General features: G+C 34.9%; 14 protein-coding genes. 6 read left to right on the forward strand and 8 right to left on the reverse strand.

Translation table 11 applies throughout. The annotated features are described in order from the left end of the window. The first annotated feature begins 92 nt into the window (after positions 1–92). The gene (locus J3U66_RS11150; protein ID WP_267349015.1) at positions 93–725 is read left to right on the forward strand and encodes a TetR/AcrR family transcriptional regulator; all 633 of its coding nucleotides are present in this window, start codon (positions 93–95) and stop codon (positions 723–725) included. Positions 726–1,269: 544 nt separating this feature from the next. Here J3U66_RS11150 and J3U66_RS11155 read toward each other — a convergent pair. Both J3U66_RS11155 and J3U66_RS11160 read right to left on the reverse strand, forming a co-directional pair. Beyond that, on the reverse strand, positions 1,270–1,731 hold the full coding sequence (locus J3U66_RS11155) for a MarR family winged helix-turn-helix transcriptional regulator (RefSeq protein WP_267349017.1): 462 nt from the start codon (positions 1,729–1,731) through the stop codon (positions 1,270–1,272). A 3-nt stretch (positions 1,732–1,734) separates the two neighbouring features. Next, positions 1,735–2,166 (reverse strand): hypothetical protein, encoded by a 432-nt coding sequence (locus J3U66_RS11160; RefSeq protein ID WP_267334234.1) that lies wholly within the window; start codon positions 2,164–2,166, stop codon positions 1,735–1,737. A gap of 763 nt (positions 2,167–2,929) precedes the next feature. Here J3U66_RS11160 and J3U66_RS11165 point away from each other — a divergent pair. Next, positions 2,930–3,259 (forward strand): hypothetical protein, encoded by a 330-nt coding sequence (locus J3U66_RS11165; protein WP_267349019.1) that lies wholly within the window; start codon positions 2,930–2,932, stop codon positions 3,257–3,259. A gap of 222 nt (positions 3,260–3,481) precedes the next feature. On the opposite strand, the gene J3U66_RS11170 is transcribed toward J3U66_RS11165, so the two are convergent. Together J3U66_RS11170 and crcB are read right to left on the reverse strand one after the other, a co-directional pair. Beyond that, a complete protein-coding gene (locus J3U66_RS11170; protein ID WP_267334236.1) occupies positions 3,482–3,880 on the reverse strand; it encodes a SulA-like leucine-rich domain-containing protein in 399 nt (132 codons plus the stop codon). Positions 3,881–3,984: 104 nt separating this feature from the next. Continuing rightward, complete coding sequence (crcB, locus tag J3U66_RS11175) at positions 3,985–4,362, reverse strand: fluoride efflux transporter CrcB (RefSeq protein ID WP_065634622.1); 378 nt, start codon at positions 4,360–4,362, stop codon at positions 3,985–3,987. A 428-nt stretch (positions 4,363–4,790) separates the two neighbouring features. Here crcB and J3U66_RS11180 point away from each other — a divergent pair, with 428 nt between their 5' ends. Further along, positions 4,791–5,405: a riboflavin synthase subunit alpha gene (locus J3U66_RS11180; protein ID WP_267334237.1), complete on the forward strand. Its 615-nt coding sequence runs from the start codon at positions 4,791–4,793 to the stop codon at positions 5,403–5,405. 104 nt (positions 5,406–5,509) lie between these two features. On the opposite strand, the gene mmuM is transcribed toward J3U66_RS11180, so the two are convergent. From mmuM to mfd, 4 genes are all read right to left on the reverse strand, one after another. Continuing rightward, entirely contained in the window at positions 5,510–6,451 is a 942-nt protein-coding gene (mmuM, locus tag J3U66_RS11185) for a homocysteine S-methyltransferase (protein ID WP_267349020.1), read from the reverse strand. Then, on the reverse strand, positions 6,444–7,841 hold the full coding sequence (gene mmuP, locus J3U66_RS11190) for an S-methylmethionine permease (protein ID WP_267349022.1): 1,398 nt from the start codon (positions 7,839–7,841) through the stop codon (positions 6,444–6,446). Before mmuP ends, mmuM begins: the two co-directional genes overlap by 8 nt. 92 nt (positions 7,842–7,933) lie before the next feature. Further along, positions 7,934–9,439 (reverse strand): YdgA family protein, encoded by a 1,506-nt coding sequence (locus J3U66_RS11195; protein WP_267349024.1) that lies wholly within the window; start codon positions 9,437–9,439, stop codon positions 7,934–7,936. A 36-nt stretch (positions 9,440–9,475) separates the two neighbouring features. Then, positions 9,476–12,934, reverse strand: a complete 3,459-nt coding sequence (gene mfd / locus J3U66_RS11200; RefSeq protein WP_267349026.1) for a transcription-repair coupling factor — start codon at positions 12,932–12,934, stop codon at positions 9,476–9,478. A 156-nt stretch (positions 12,935–13,090) separates the two neighbouring features. Between mfd and lolC the strand changes: the two genes are divergently transcribed. From lolC to lolE, 3 genes are read left to right on the forward strand one after another with little or no spacing between them, the layout of a single operon-like run. Beyond that, positions 13,091–14,293, forward strand: a complete 1,203-nt coding sequence (gene lolC, locus J3U66_RS11205; RefSeq protein WP_416379668.1) for a lipoprotein-releasing ABC transporter permease subunit LolC — start codon at positions 13,091–13,093, stop codon at positions 14,291–14,293. Next, positions 14,286–15,002 carry a lipoprotein-releasing ABC transporter ATP-binding protein LolD gene (lolD, locus tag J3U66_RS11210; protein WP_267349027.1) on the forward strand — a complete coding sequence of 239 codons (717 nt, stop codon included), beginning with the start codon at positions 14,286–14,288 and terminating at the stop codon, positions 15,000–15,002. The genes lolC and lolD overlap by 8 nt, the downstream gene beginning before the upstream one ends. Before the next feature lie 2 nt (positions 15,003–15,004). Then, positions 15,005–16,246, forward strand: coding sequence for a lipoprotein-releasing ABC transporter permease subunit LolE (gene lolE, locus J3U66_RS11215; protein WP_267334244.1), 1,242 nt, complete (start codon positions 15,005–15,007; stop codon positions 16,244–16,246). Positions 16,247–16,288: the final 42 nt, after the last annotated feature.

Genomic DNA, 16,288 nt, shown 5'->3' on the forward strand with positions numbered 1-16,288 from the left:
AGTCTCATTTTTTGTTAAATCATAAAATTTATTGAATACCGAAAATTGAAGTATGATATATACATTAAAAATGTAATTAGAAAATTGACCGTATGACTCATAACAGCTTAGCTTCATCACCTAAATATAGCGGTGTGAAAAAACGAACGTTTGATCGTTTAATCAATACTGCACTAAATACCCTAGAGCAGGGGTGTGAACTGACGATTACTGAACTTGCAGATAAATCGGGTATATCTAGAGCCACAGCATATCGTTACTTTCCAACTCAAAGCGACTTAATTGCTGCTGTTGTAGAAAGCGCATTAGAGCCGATCTTTAACTGGCAATCCGATAACCAAGATCCAGATCAACAAATATTGGATTTTTTAGCTTTTGCCTTTCCACAAATGTTAAAACATGAAGGGGCACTTCGTGCAGCATTAAGAATTTCATTACAACAATGGGCAGCAGAAAGAACGACTTTATCTCAACAAAGTGATAAATTAGTTCGTGGTAACCGGAAGGAGATTTTATCAACTATTTTAAAACCGCTTAAATCTCAAATGCCTGAACAAATTTATAATAATGTTTTGCATGCGATTTCGGTTATTTATGGGTCAGAAATATTTTTAGTGCTGAAAGATATCTGGAAACTCGATAACCAACAGGTAGTATCTTTGTCACAATGGATGGCTAAAGCAGTTATTAATCAGGCTAAACAAGATGCGCTAAAAATTCAATAAACGCAGTATGCTATCAGCTCAACGCTCTAATTAATGGAACTACATTAAAGTGTATTGAATATGTTGATAATGATATTAATCTACACTAAAAGTGTAGTATCAGCACAAAGTAAAATGATAAAAAATACCTTAGCCTTATCAGCCCTAGCAACGTGAGAACATCAACTTAGCTTAATTAAAACAAGCAAGTACGTTAAAAGCATATTGGAAAAAGTGCCTTATCTTTTATTCAGCAATAAAATTGAAAATAGTATTGAGTGTGTAATGCTAATTACCTCTAAACTTAAAGTGCTATGATTTATTATCCAGCATGTTTATATGTAGACCAACCTAAAATGACTAGACACAACTGGGCTTTTATCCGCAAGAATGCTAATAACAAGTAAAACGCTAACATGCTAAAACTGAGTACAGACTTTTATTTAATAGTGATTGATGAAAAGGAGGGAAAAATTAAAAGTAAATTTGTGAGATTTGCTTCATCCGTTTGTTGTTGTTTTTAGTTGTTTAATCGATTATGGCTAACTTGTTGTCTAGCATAAGTTCAATGATTACGTTCTAACAATTTTGATAGCATTTGATGAAAAATTGGCGTGTTATTGCCCAATACTGAAAAAAATTGATTATCGATCGCTTCCACTAAAGATACTGTTTCATTGGCTTTATCTAAACCACTTTGTGTCAAATTAATACGCTTTGCTCGGCTATCTTTGATTGAGGTCGATCGCTTTACTAACCCTTTTTTTTCTAAATTATCTAAAATTTGCGAAATTGTCATGACATCAATATTGGTTTTGGTCGCTAATATTACTTGGGTTATTTCGTCATCAGATTGGGATAGATAAGCAAGCGTTGCCAGTACAATAAATTGGGGGTGAGTAATCGCGTATTTTTTTAGACATTGTTTGATTTTGGTCTGCCAGGACGAATAAGTGCGCATAAAGACAAATCCTAATGAGTCAGCGTCTTTTACAAATTGTGTACAAAACTTATTGTCCTGAATCATCATTTACCTTTCAACTAAATTTTTCAATGCATATGTTTTGTCAATAATATCATCAGACAGTTGTTTTATGAAATGATAAGATGCACTATCCGCTACGTTTTGATTAGGCTTTAATGATATTTCTGATTTTAATGCATATTGATTTGTTGCAATTGGCACAATTTGATGTGAAAAATAGAAAACGCCCATCTCTGGCATCATAAATTGTTCAGTAAATTCTTGATTAACGATAACCTTTGATAAAGTAACGGGCATTTCTGGTGTATTTTGTAATTTAAATATACCTTCTGCACCCGTTTTCATCTCACCGAATAATTTAAAATCCTCAAGATCGGTTTCCCACAATTTTCTTAAAGATAAATCAACATAATATTGCCATACGTGTTCAGGTTTAGCCGTAGTAGGGAGTAAAAACGAGGTTGTAATAGTATTCATAGTGTTCTTCCATGATTTTAATAAGTGTTATTATTATAAGTGTACATATTAAATTAGTAAAGTATATTTTTGGAATTTAGTATTATCAACAACGGAACGATTTTTTGTTATTCAATTTATTGAATACTAGCTAGATTTTTGCTGTAGCGATTTAATAGTCATTTATATTTTATGTTAAATCATCTCTGGCATACTCAGGTTTGCCTATCTGCACCTGTTATTTTGTTAATTAAGGCTTTTATAATGTAAATTAAATGGTTTTTATGGTGGAAAACTCTTGTAAAGAGTAATGGTTAAAAAAATGGTTAACATTTGATTTTAAATGTTTTATAGGTAGATTGCACGATAAGTGTCATGCATGTCATTATCCATTACATTTAATAAACAGTACTAAATAGCTGACAAGTATTGATTAATAGTTTTGGTTTTTAGCACTTTTATCGTAGAATGCCCAGCAATATTTTAACTATATATACCTAGTGATGAATCTAATTATGTTAAGCATTCATTATGCTAGTTAGACTTTCACTTTATCAAATCAGATTTGCTTTTAAACTTAGTAATTCGTAATAACATTATTTATTGATCAAATAAGACAAATATTAAGCTTATCAAAACCGTTGATTTTTGCTTAGTATTTAAAGCGATACATTTTAAATAGTACTTTAATATCAGTTGTAGATTATCCCTATTAATTTTATGTTCAACGTGAACTCAAAATGTTAGTTGTCAATTTTTTTTGAAATATCCTAGGAGATAAGCAATGAGAGAGGATAGTAGTATCTATAATGGTATAAGCCAAATTTTACTTAATGTCGCGCCAATAGAAGCGAAAAAAGTGATTATGAAAGCTAAATTTTTATCAAATGATCAGCGTTGCCATTATGAATATGATTATATCAACGATCTTAATGAAAGAAATTGGTTTACGACTCCAAGATATGTGAATTTAGGAATATTAAGTTATCTAATCAAATTAAGGCAATTTCACATCGATAATAATTTAACTAACGGTAAGACAATATGGACAGGATGTGAATTGATGATTGATTTAGATAAAAATAGAGTCAATATTAATTTTATGTACGATTAAATGCCCAAGCAACTAAAAAGATCCCAAAAAAAAGATCTTTTTAGTTGTTTAAACTCACCTTTGTATGATGATAACGCTATATTTATTGATTTAACTTTGTTTGCATAAAATGAATATTAGCAGTTAACTATGAATTTTCTTCAAGCACGTCATTAAACAGCGAATAGTAAACTTAGTCATTTAATGACTAAATAAGGTTTTGCTGTGTAATACTCAAAATGATTAATGATATTGTGTCTGCTGTTGATATTGTTCATCATTAACTAATAATAAGCATGTATCACTATTTGATACCGCCTTTTGCAAGCGTTGTTTATCCTGTTCATTCAAATTATGAATACAAGCAGCAATATAGCTACAAGTTTCGCTTTGCAGGGCTTTTTCAATAGTTGCAATTAAATTTTCATTTTTCAAATTAGCCAATTGAATCACTTTTTGTTTATCAAGCCCAGCTGTATTAAACCATGAACGTTTTAGCATTGGTCTATCTGAAAGCCATAATTGCCATTTTTTGGCTTTATTTAATGATTTTAATAAAGATTGCTGTTGTTGTAATAATTGTTGAAAAGGTGATTCAAAATCAACCGCAATAAGTTGTGGAGTTGAATGTTCAATAAACATAATAACCTCTAAACTGTATTTATATACAGTGTATATTAATACAGTATTTTGCGGTTGTAAACTCTGTTTGATGATTCTTTTAAGGTAAATCTGTTTATATAAAATCAAGAGCGAAAATATTGATAAGATAAAATACCTAAAAAAGTCATTAATATTGAACCAATAACGTGAACAGCAATGGTTGTTAGTGCCCATGTTATTTTGCCTTCTTGTATAAAGTTAACTATTTCGGCTGAAAATGTTGAAAAGGTAGATAACCCTCCACAAAAGCCAGTAATAACCAGCAGTCGCCATTCTGCTGAAAGATGACTATGTGTAAAAAATGCAATAGCAAAACCGATAACGTAACCCGCAATCAGATTAGACAGTAAAGTACCAATAGGAATGGCAAAGGCAATCACATTTAATTTTAATGATAAAAACCATCTTAATAATCCTCCAGCCACGGAACCAACCGAAATAGCTAAAATAAGTTTTAACATATAAAGATCCTTACAAATTCGATAGTTTTATTTAATGATATTTTATCTGTTTTGTTGACAAATGTGGTTAACTATAACCGAGATCATAACAAAATGTATACCTTGGGTTATAATCTTATTATTAGCTAAGCAATTAAATTGTATAAGACTTTATTTCAATGATTAGGATCACTAATTCAATGACAATCAAGGCAAATAGCTGCCTACAAATAAGCCATTCTATTTAGTGAATTCATGACTATTTTCAGTTAAAAATGTGCAGTTAATTTTATTTTTGTAACATAAATGGCTCATGGATTGGTGGCAAACTGTTTAAACATATTATTCTATTTGGCTTTCAAATTAAGTTAACTATGCTAATTCTAGCTAATTTTGTCCTAAATAAGTTAAAATAATATCGAATAACCGTTTTTTATTAAGGATACATTATGTTTACAGGAATTGTGCAAGGTGTGGGGCAAATTATTGATATTATCGATCACGATAAACTGCGCACTTATAAGGTCAAATTGCCTGATGAGCTAAATCACAATTTGAAAATTGGCGCGTCTATTGCCAATGATGGTTGTTGCTTAACTGTGACCGGTTTTGAACAAGATTGGGTGTCGTTTGACATTATGCAAGAAACCTTAGCACTTACTACATTGGGCGCTAAAAAAATTAATGATTACGTGAATATTGAGCGTAGTGCAAAATATGGTGATGAAATAGGAGGGCATGTTATGTCCGGACATATTTCTTGCGTGGCAACCATTACCAATATTCAAAAAACAGCAACTAATTGTCAAATGACTTTAGCTATGCCAGCCCAATTTATGAAATATGTACTCTATAAAGGATTTATTGGTGTTGATGGTGCCAGCTTAACTGTTGGTGATATACAGCAAAATTGTTTTGATTTACATCTTATTCCTGAAACATTAGCAATCACCACGTTAGATAGCAAAAAAATAGGTGATCATGTCAATATTGAAATAGATTCGCAAACACAAGCAATTGTCGATACCGTTGAACGAGTTCTAGCTGCAAGAACTCACAACTAATCCAATTTAGTGTTGATATAAACCCATCAAATCCCAATTGATGGGCGATAAACGTTACAATATTCAACTATAACATTGAGCAATAGGTTTATAAGCTCAATGGTTTATTGACGATTTAATAACGCTGTTATTTCTACAATATCCTTTGGTGTGGTTTGGCAACACCCACCGATTAATTTCGCCCCGAGTTTTGTCCATATATCAATTTGATTTGCAAAGGTACAGCAATGTTGATGGTTTTTATGCCATTGCTTGGTGGTAGGATCGTATTGCTCACCAGAATTAGGATAAACAATAATAGGCTTAGTTGTCAGCTTACTCATTACCGCTAATGCAGGCGTGACTTTTTCTAACGCAATGCAATTAATGCCAACACTTACAATCTGATCAACGTTGTTTAGATAGTTAATCACCTTTGATATTGGGGTACCATCACTTAAATGATTTTCATCTTTTAACGTTAAAGAAAACCAACAAGTTATCGTTGGGAATTGTGCAATAAGCTTGGTTAACGCTTGAATTTCGGGAAAAGAGGGTAACGTTTCACAAGCAAGAATATCGACTTTTGCCTCAATTAACGCTTTAATTCGATCCAAATGGAATTGAATAAATTGCTGTTCAGTTAGTTGATAATCGCCCGTATATTCTGAACCATCGGCCAAATAAGCACCATAAGGGCCAACTGATCCTGCAATCAGGAGTGGGTTGTTATCAGCTAGCTCATTTAAATAACGTTGTTTGGCTTGCTTAGCAAGTTTAACACTTGTTTTGATTAAGGCTATGGACTGTTTTAAATCAATCCCTTTTTTGGCAAACCCGAGCGGAGTAGCTTGATAACTTGCCGTGATAGCGCAATCAGCGCCTGCTTTAAAATATTCATAATGGACTTGACTGATTAATTCGGGTTGCTCAATAAGCACTTTAGCAGACCACAAACTATCATTTAAATCACAACCACGGCGTTGTAATTCGCTGGCAAGCGCACCATCAATAACAATGTATTTTTTCTGCTTTAGCAAAGCAGCTATTGGATTACAACTATTCATTGGCATGACTCTTTTTTTGGTATTTTTCGGTAAAATGATGTGCAATAAAACAAACAATAACAAAAGGAATACCACAATATAATGCAATACGCTGCTCTGGATCGAACGCAAGACCGACACAGGCAATTAAGCATAATATAAAACCTAATATAGGTACAATTGGGTACAATGGGGCTTTATATTTTAGTGTTTTTAGCTCAGCGACTGAAAGTTGTTTTCTAAAAAAGTAGTGTGAAGCACAAATGCTTAACCACACTGCAACTACGGCAAAACCCGAAATAGCAGTTAGTGCAACAAATACCGAGTCGGGCGCAATAACACTTGAAAATAGTGCTAATAACCCACCTAGCATACTGACTGCGATAGCAATAGTTGGAATGCCTTTTTGGGTTAATTTGCTAAAGCATTTTGGTAGTGTACCTTGATTTGAAAGTGACCAAAGCATACGTCCTGATGCGTATAGCCCAGAGTTTGCTGCTGACAAAATTGCAGTTAAGATAACAAAATTAAATAGGTCAGCTGCATAAGGTAAACCAATATTTTCAAATACCATAACAAATGGACTTTTAATTACGCCAGCTTGATCCATCGGTAATAACGCGGCTAACACAAAAATAGTGCCAACAAAAAAGATAATCAATCTTAAAATTGTGGTTTTAATTGCTAACGGTATGCTCTTTTCAGGATTATGCGTTTCGCCAGCAGCAATGCCTATTAATTCGGTCCCAGAAAAAGCAAAATTAACTGAAACCATCGTCATAATAATCGGAATAATGCCATTTGGAAACCAACCATTGTCAGTTATATTATGTAAAAAAGGTGCTGGCATGTCGTTTTTCATTGGAATAAAGCCAAATATTGCAGCAGAGCCAGCAATAATAAAGATGATAATGGTGACCACTTTAATGATTGAAAACCAAAATTCACTTTCCGCAAAAAATTGAGCGGTAATAATATTTAGAGCAAAAATCACGACACAGAAAATTAGACACCAAATCCAAACCGAAACAGTAGGAAACCAATACTGCATACATAGGCCAGCAGCAGTAAAGCTAGAACCTAGTGCTACAGTCCAAGTTAACCAATAAAGCCAAGCAACAGTGTAGCCTGTTCCTGGACTGATAAATCGCGACGCATAAGCATGAAATGCGCCCGTTTCGGGCATGGCAACAGCCAGTTCGCCAAGACATAGCATGACTAAATAAACCACTAAAGCGCCAATTAAATAGGCGATGATTGCGCCAATTGCGCCGGCCGTTGCGATAATATAACCTGTATTAAAAAATAACCCTGTACCAATCACGCCCCCTAGCGATAGCATTATTAAATGCCGAGTTTTCATGGTACGTTTAAATTGATTTTCGTTGTGAGATGGGGAGTTTGTGTTCATAACCTGTTTTTGCTCAATGATTTAAAAAAACATTGCGCCAGAATTGACCGGCGCAATAGCTCATCTGTTATCAGATTTTATGTAATAGGTAATTATAGATTATTTAAAAATTCATCTTTAGCAATTGTTTTACCATTCACTAAAACCTCATCTTTATCTTTAGAAAAATCTATGTCAGAGAATACACCTTTAGTGTTGCCGTTATTAAATACGAATGCATCAGAACCACTTAAGAACATTTTTGCCATGATTTGAACTGTTTGATTAGCTTTAGATAGTTGATCTGCGGTGACTTCGTTGCTTTTCGGGTTATCCATTTGTGCAGCAAAACGCGCCATAACATCAAATGGTGCATGTAGGCTAAATTGCAAAGCATTAATATTATCAATATCGCTGATGGTTAAATCATCACTGTCAACACCAGAAATATCAATATTTGCGGTCATATTAATATCGCCACTAGCATTGTGAAAATTAAACTTATTTAACGTTACCTTAGTATTAACTGGATTGCTAGAAGCGTCACTGTTGTAACTATAAGATTCATTTATATTTGAAAAAATGAATCTCTTATCAACACCTTTAAAATCCAGATCTAAAAGGGTTGAGCCTAAGTTTTGTTGACCTAAAATGATAGAACCAATTGTTGATTTTGTTGAACCATCGACAGTATTGGTTGAGTTAACTACAGATTTTTGCTTGAAATCAAATTTTTGCAGTTCAACTTGTGACATTATATTTGAATATTTGCCAGTTGGTATAAAGGTAAATTTATCAAACGTTGTTTCGATATCCATATTAACATCATTCGAATCAATGACACCTTTGCTATTAACATTACTGACTTCAACATTGCCTTGTATATCAAAATCATCCATAATAGTTTTAAAGTTATCAAAGCTAATCTCGTAATTTATCTTGCCTTTTTCACTATTTGGTTGTGCTGATAATTTTAATTTATTTAATGAAATTGAACTTTTATCATTTAATTGATAAACAAATTTGTCTAAATTGGCCGTACTTTTAATGCTTGATGCATCACTATTACTTTCAAATGTGTAGTTTCCTTCAGAAAGATCGAGTTTACCGTCAAGCCCATCCCATTGGGCATTTGTCATGGTAATGGCTTTATTTGCCAATGCAACAGTCAAATATTGACCATAACTTACACCCGCATGCCCAGTAATCAGTGGCTTGTTATCAGCAAGTTTCCAAAGCTCAGGGTAAGCCTGTTCGGTCATGGTATAATCTATCCAAGCCATCTGCGGTGTTAAACAACCTTTGCTTAGGGCGGCAATTGGGAAAGGACCATGGTGGATAGTAATATCATCGTTAAATAAATTGATGCTATCATTAGGGGAATCGATAGGCGATAGGGTAATGGTTAAATGCATTTTTGTTGAAAAAATATGCTTTTCATAATTGCTGTAAGCAAATTTTACGGTAAAGTCATCTTGATATTTATTGGCAATTTCTGTTATTTGCTCTAACTTACTATCGATGTTAGTTTCAATGATATTACCTGTATACCATGCTGTGCCAACGTATCCAATTCCTAATATTGCAATAATACCAACTGCCAGTGTGCTTTTTTTCATTATATTTCTCTTTTAAATTAATTATGAATTATGTTGTTAAGCTTGATGTTTAGCAAAATCAACCAATAAATTTTTAATATATTCAATACGTTCAAGACGTTGTAATTCTGATTTCAACAATTTTAATCGATTTGTGCCTTCTAGGCGATAATTTTTTGGCGCTTTTTGAATCATTTCTATTAAATAATCGACCGAAATTTTATTGTTAGGGCCAAACTCGATGAAACCGCCTTTTTCACCCAATTCAATTTTAGTAATGCCAAGTTGGCTTGCATGATGACGAATTTTAGTAATGTCTAATAAAAACAAAACAGCATCGGGTAATTGACCAAAGCGATCGCGCATTTCCACTTGAATATCGGTTAACTCATCTAAATCATCGACACTTGCGATACGTTTATACAGGGATAGACGTGTGTTAACATCGGGAATAAAATCATCAGGAATTAATGTTGGTAAGCGTAATTCTATCTCGGTTTGTTGATTATTCAGCAAAGATTCAAGTGTTGGTTCTTTACCTTCTTTTAATGATTTAACGGCATCTTCAAGCAATTCGATATACAAATTAAAGCCAATGGTCTCAATTTGCCCACTTTGATCACTGCCGAGCAATTCACCGGCACCACGAATCTCAAGATCGTGCGTTGCGAGGGCAAAACCTGCACCTAGATCTTCTAATGTGGCGATAGCGTCAAGCCGTTTTTTAGCATCTTTACTGAGTAATTTAGGGTGCGGCGTTAACAGATAAGCGTAAGCTTGATGGTAAGAACGTCCAACGCGTCCGCGCAGTTGGTGTAATTGTGCCAGACCAAATTTATCTGCACGTTCAATGATAATGGTATTGGCGTTAGGAATATCAATACCTGTTTCGACAATAGTTGTGCAGACTAGAAGATTAAATCGTTGATGATGAAAATCATTCATTATTCTTTCAAGATCGCGTTCATGCATCTGTCCATGACCAATTGCAATTCGGGCTTCCGGGACCAGTTCGGCTAGTTTTTCAGCAACAGCTTCGATATCTGATACATCATTATGTAAATAGTAGATCTGACCACCACGTAAAATTTCTCGTAAAATGGCTTCACGAATAACTAAATCGTCGTATTCCCGGACAAAGGTTTTTACAGCTAAACGGCGCGCTGGTGGCGTTGCAATAATCGAGAGATCGCGCATACCACTCATTGCCATGTTAAGCGTTCTAGGAATTGGCGTTGCGGTCAATGTTAAAATATCAATATTGGCTCGCATAGCCTTGATCCGCTCTTTTTGTCGAACCCCAAACCGATGTTCTTCATCAACAATAAGTAAGCCTAAATCTTTCCATTTCACGTCTTCTTGCAGTAATTTATGTGTGCCGATGACAATATCTACTTTGCCTTCAGCCAGTGCTTGAATTACCGCTTGTTGCTGTTTTGCTGTTTTAAAACGCGATAAACTTTCAATACGTATTGGCCAATTGGCAAAACGATCGCAAAAATTTTCGTAGTGTTGCTGTGCTAATAGCGTTGTTGGCACTAAAACAGCGGCTTGTTTATGATTGATTACCGCTAAAAAAGCCGCTCGAATGGCAACTTCGGTTTTTCCAAATCCTACATCCCCACATACCAATCTGTCCATAGCATAAGGGGAGCACATATCACCAATAACAGCACCAATGGCATTTTGTTGATCTTCCGTTTCTTGATAAGGAAAAGCTTCGCAAAAGAGTTTATATTGTTCACGATCTTGTTTAAATTCAAAACCAGGTTTGCTTTCACGCTCAGCATAGATATCGAGTAATTCAGCTGCCACATCGCGGACTTTTTCAGCCGCTTTTTGCCGTGCTTTACTCCACGCATCGGTACCCAGTTTATTTAAGGGCGCGTTTTCTTCATCGCCGCCTGAATAACGACTAATTAGATTCAGCGACGAAACAGGTACATAAAGTTTAGTCTCGTTAGCATAGAGTAAAATTAGATATTCTGCTGTAATACCACCGGTTTCAAGTGTGGTTAATCCTGCATATCGTCCAACCCCATGTTCTAAATGTACCACAGGTTTACCCGGTGTTAATTCAGCTAAACTACGAATTAAAGAATCAGTATTGATTGATTGTTTCGACTCTTTTTTACGGCGGATAATTCGTCGTCCTAGCAATTCGTTTTCAGTAATAAACGCAAAATTGTGCTGTAAATCTATAAACCCTTGTTCACTTGCGCCAACGATGACACAAAAGCGATCATTTATATTGTCTAGTTGATCTAATTGGGTAATTGTTGTGGGATAAATACGTAGACGACCAAGTATTTCTTGAAGCGCTTCTTTACGTCCTTCTGATTCGACCGAAAATATAATTTTACCCGCAAACTCTTTATTAAATTGTTCAAAATGAAAATAAGGATCTTTATGTTGAATTTGTATTGCAACATCAGGCAATGCACTAAAAGGTAAGTTAATATTTTTAGTTGATTGACTCAAGGCTTCGTTTGCTACAATAAGTCGCGGATAATGTTTAAATTGCGCAAATATTTCATCGGTTTTAGACCAAATAACCGAGGGTGATAATAGTGGACGCATTGGATCAACTTGGCGGCTTTCGTATCGCTGATTAATGTCTTGCCAATATTTATTGGCAAACTGTTCAATATTTGCCGTATTAATAATCAAAGTATTATCTAAAAAATATGAAAACAGCGGCACCAACGGCTCATTAAAAAATAACGCTTGCCAATATTCAATACCTGTTGGTAGGATGTTTTTACTGACTTGCTGATAAATGCTTTCTGGCTCAAGTCTTACTGCAAATTGTTCACGCCATTGACTACGAAATAGCTCAATAGCTGCTTTATCAAATGGAAATTCATGTGCAGGTAGCAGTTGAATTTGCTCAATTTCTTCAAAAGTGCGTTGGCTTTCAACATCAAAAGTTCGAATGCTATCAATCTCATCATCAAAAAAATCAATACGATAAGGTTTATCACTGCCCATTGGAAAAATATCAAATAATGCGCCGCGTGTGGCATATTCACCATGTTCCATTACTTGACTTACTGAGCGATAACCCGCATTTTCTAATTGTAAACGTAGGTGTTCACGGCTTATCTGCAGACCTTTTTTCATCATGAATACATGCCCACCTAAAAAGCTTTGCGGGCAAACTTTTTGCATTAATGTATTAATTGGTAAGATCAGAGCACCTTTGGTTAAATGACCAAGGCGATATAAGCAAGATAAGCGTGCCGATACAATGTCTTGATGTGGGGAAAAACTGTCATAAGGTAAGGTTTCCCAATCTGGGAAAAAAATAGACGGAAAGGGCGAAAATTGTTTTAGTTCTTCGTGTATGCGTGAGGTTTGCTGCATATCATCGGTAATAATCACCACTAATCCGTTATGAGCTTGAATTGCTTGCGCACAAAATAGTGATAAAGCTGAGCCAATAAGCTGACCACAGTGTTTTATGTCCCCAGGTTTTTGTGGAATAAGTGTTGATAGATTGATTGTTTTAGGCATAGGAATTTTTTTTGATATCAAAAAAAGTTATCGAAGGATTATAGCGTAATTACGTGGTTGTTTTCTATAACTGTTTAATCCTGTATGATAAGCAAATTCTACTTAACGAGTAAACTTTATTAAAAGTTTTAGGTAATATAAACGTTTATGTCAAAAATATTTCGCCCATTAGTTTTTTATATTGGCTTACGCTATGTTTATGGTCAAAAAACAGATGGCTTTGGTCGTTTTGTCTCGTGGTTATCGATGATAGGGATTATGCTAGGTTCGATTGGCTTAATTGTCGTGTTGTCGGTAATGAATGGGCTTGAAAATCAAATGCAAAATAGTATTTTGAAATTTTTTCCTCAAGCACAAATTACTTCAACGCAAGGTCGAATCGATCCTAATCTTACACCAAGTACGCTTTTTAATAGCATTAAGGGCGTCAATCGAATCACACCATTAGTGACTGGCGATGTAATATTACAAAGTGAACAAAGTATTACCGTAAGCACATTAATGGGAATTACAGCGGAAGATGAAGATCCTATCAATGATTATATTTATAGTGGCTCGATAGCTGATCTACAAGCTGGGCAATATAACGTAATTTTAGGGCAGACATTAGCAAATCAATTAGGGGTGACAGTCGGTGATAAAATTCGTTTAATGGTCACCGATGCCAGCCAAATTACCCCAGTAGGGCGCATCCCTTCTCAGCGTTTATTCAATATTGTTGGGTTATTTTCGGTCAATCATGATATCAATCAAGCGCTAATTTATATTAACCAATCCGATGCAAGAAATCTGTTACGTTATCCCGCTAATATGATTACAAGCTGGCGTCTATTTTTAGATAACCCTCTAAATATCGCAGCGGTAACAAATACGCCTTTACCCGATGGTTTGATATTTAATGATTGGCGTGCCAAACGCGGGGAGTTATTTCAAGCGATAAAAATGGAAAAGAATGTGATGGGATTATTGATAAGCTTAATTGTTATTGTCGCTGCATTTAATATCATCACTTCGTTAAGTTTATTAGTGATGGAAAAACAAGGTGAAGTTGCAATCCTGAAAACTCAAGGATTATCACGATTTAAAATTATGCTGATTTTTATTATTCAAGGTGCCAGTTCGGGCGTGATGGGGACGTTATTAGGCAGTATTATTGGTCTAATTCTTGCTTTGAATTTAAATGAACTTATGCAAGTTTTGGGATTATCATTTGCAGGTATTGAGTTACCTTCGTTGGTTGAACCATCACAAATTATATTTATTATTATTGGATTGCTTATGTTATCGCTAATTTCAACTATCTATCCTGCTTATCGTGCAGCCAATATTCAACCTGCCGAGGCTTTACGTTATGAATAATTCAGAAAGACTACTTTGCGCTAAAAATCTTTATAAAACCTATAAAGAAGGCAAAATGGTGACCGAAGTGTTAAAAAATGTATCATTTGATATCTATCGTGGCGATATGTTAGCTATTATTGGTAGCTCAGGATCGGGGAAAAGTACACTTTTACATTTACTTGGTGGCTTAGATAAGCCAACATCTGGCGAAATCTTTTTTAAATCACAACAGCTTAATCAATTGTCTGAAGTGCAAAAAGCGCATTTACGTAACCAAGAAATTGGTTTTGTTTATCAGTTTCATCACCTTTTACCGGATTTTACTGCACTTGAAAATGTGGCGATGCCGTTATTAATTGGCGGTGTTTCAGCTAACGAAGCTAAAAAACGGGCAATGGCAATGTTAGAATCGGTTAACTTGGTGAAGCGGGCAGATCATCGACCGGCTGAACTTTCGGGTGGGGAACGCCAGAGAGTCGCTATTGGTCGCGCATTAATCAATAATCCTGCATTAGTGATGGCTGATGAACCAACAGGAAATCTGGATAAATCAACTGCCGATACTATTTTTGATTTGTTAATTCGTTTAAATCGTGAACATGGCACCGCTTTTTTAGTTGTCACGCATGATTTAAGTTTGGCAAAAAAATTAGATAAACAGTTAACTATGAGCGATGGGCAATTGTTGAGTAATTGTGAGTCAGACAAACCGTTACTGGAAAATTAACTATGAATTTATCATTATTGACGGCTATTAAATTTCGAAAAGGTCGTCGTAAAAGTGGCATGTTATCTTTAATTTCGATTATCTCAACCCTGAGTATTGCTATTGGCATTGCTGCTTTAATAATTGGTTTAAGTGCGATGAATGGCTTTGAACGCGAATTACATAATCGTGTTTTATCCGTTGTTCCGCATGGACAATTATATCCACAATATGGCAATTTAGAACAATGGCGTCAGGTGCAAAAGGAGTTAAAAGAAAATAAGAATATTGTTTCAGCAGTGCCTTTTGTCAATTTTACTGGTTTGATTGAAAATGGTAGCAAACTTGGGGCGGTTGAAGTGCAAGGTATCGATCCTGAACAAGAAAGCCAAACAAGTGCGCTGCCTAAATTTGTATTGAATAACAAATGGCAAGAATTTAAATCTGATAGTCAACAGGTGATTATTGGTGCAGGATTAGCCAAAACATTATCAATTAAAGAGGGCAGCTGGGTTTCGTTATTGCTTCCAGTATCAACCAATGGCTCAACTCAACTTAAACAACCAAAGCGCGTACGTTTACACGTTGTTGGTATTTTAGATTTGAGTGGTAGCTTAAGTAACAATGTGGCTTTAGTGCCTCTAGCTGATGCACAAAAGTTGCTAGACATGGGTGACAGTGTCACGGGTGTTATGGTTAATGTCGATAAAGTATTCGATGCAAGCCGTATTATTGCTCAAGCTGCATTGGGTTTGGATATGAATTTGTCTTTTAATAGTTGGGAAAACTCATTTGGCTTTATGTACCGAGATATTCAGATGATAAGACAAATCATGTATTTGGCGATGATTGTGGTTATTGGCGTTGCTTGTTTTAATATTGTATCTACACTTGTTATTGCTGTGAAAGATAAGCAACGTGATATTGCTATACTTAAAACGCTTGGTGCAACCAATGGTCTGATCAAACATATTTTTATTTGGTATGGCATTATTTCTGGATTGATTGGGAGTTTAATGGGCGTAATATTAGGTGTTGTAATTGCATGGCAATTAACAAATATTATGAAAGTAGTCGAATCACTGATGGGACATAAAATTTTAAATAGCCATATCTATTTTGTCGATTTTTTACCCTCAGAAATTCATTTTACCGATGTCACAATAGTATTTGTTACAGCCATGTTATTAAGCTTAGTTGCAAGTTATTATCCTGCTAAGCGAGCTTGTAAAGTTGATCCAGCTCGTATTTTAAATAGTTTTTAGCGATTTACTTTCATTACAAAAGCGCGGTATGAAATGAATCAT

Source organism: Gilliamella sp. B2969, assembly GCF_026536195.1.
GTDB lineage: Bacteria > Pseudomonadota > Gammaproteobacteria > Enterobacterales > Orbaceae > Gilliamella.

What these genes read in the sequence shown, in the direction of transcription:
- mmuP (WP_267349022.1), bottom strand. Translation starts at nt 7,841, where the DNA reads ATGAACACAAACTCCCCATCTCACAACGAAAATCAATTTAAACGTACC.
- J3U66_RS11150 (WP_267349015.1), top strand. Translation starts at nt 93, where the DNA reads ATGACTCATAACAGCTTAGCTTCATCACCTAAATATAGCGGTGTGAAA.
- J3U66_RS11165 (WP_267349019.1), top strand. Translation starts at nt 2,930, where the DNA reads ATGAGAGAGGATAGTAGTATCTATAATGGTATAAGCCAAATTTTACTT.
- J3U66_RS11155 (WP_267349017.1), bottom strand. Translation starts at nt 1,731, where the DNA reads ATGATTCAGGACAATAAGTTTTGTACACAATTTGTAAAAGACGCTGAC.
- J3U66_RS11180 (WP_267334237.1), top strand. Translation starts at nt 4,791, where the DNA reads ATGTTTACAGGAATTGTGCAAGGTGTGGGGCAAATTATTGATATTATC.
- J3U66_RS11160 (WP_267334234.1), bottom strand. Translation starts at nt 2,166, where the DNA reads ATGAATACTATTACAACCTCGTTTTTACTCCCTACTACGGCTAAACCT.
- lolE (WP_267334244.1), top strand. Translation starts at nt 15,005, where the DNA reads ATGAATTTATCATTATTGACGGCTATTAAATTTCGAAAAGGTCGTCGT.
- lolD (WP_267349027.1), top strand. Translation starts at nt 14,286, where the DNA reads ATGAATAATTCAGAAAGACTACTTTGCGCTAAAAATCTTTATAAAACC.
- mfd (WP_267349026.1), bottom strand. Translation starts at nt 12,934, where the DNA reads ATGCCTAAAACAATCAATCTATCAACACTTATTCCACAAAAACCTGGG.
- J3U66_RS11195 (WP_267349024.1), bottom strand. Translation starts at nt 9,439, where the DNA reads ATGAAAAAAAGCACACTGGCAGTTGGTATTATTGCAATATTAGGAATT.
- mmuM (WP_267349020.1), bottom strand. Translation starts at nt 6,451, where the DNA reads ATGAATAGTTGTAATCCAATAGCTGCTTTGCTAAAGCAGAAAAAATAC.
- crcB (WP_065634622.1), bottom strand. Translation starts at nt 4,362, where the DNA reads ATGTTAAAACTTATTTTAGCTATTTCGGTTGGTTCCGTGGCTGGAGGA.
- J3U66_RS11170 (WP_267334236.1), bottom strand. Translation starts at nt 3,880, where the DNA reads ATGTTTATTGAACATTCAACTCCACAACTTATTGCGGTTGATTTTGAA.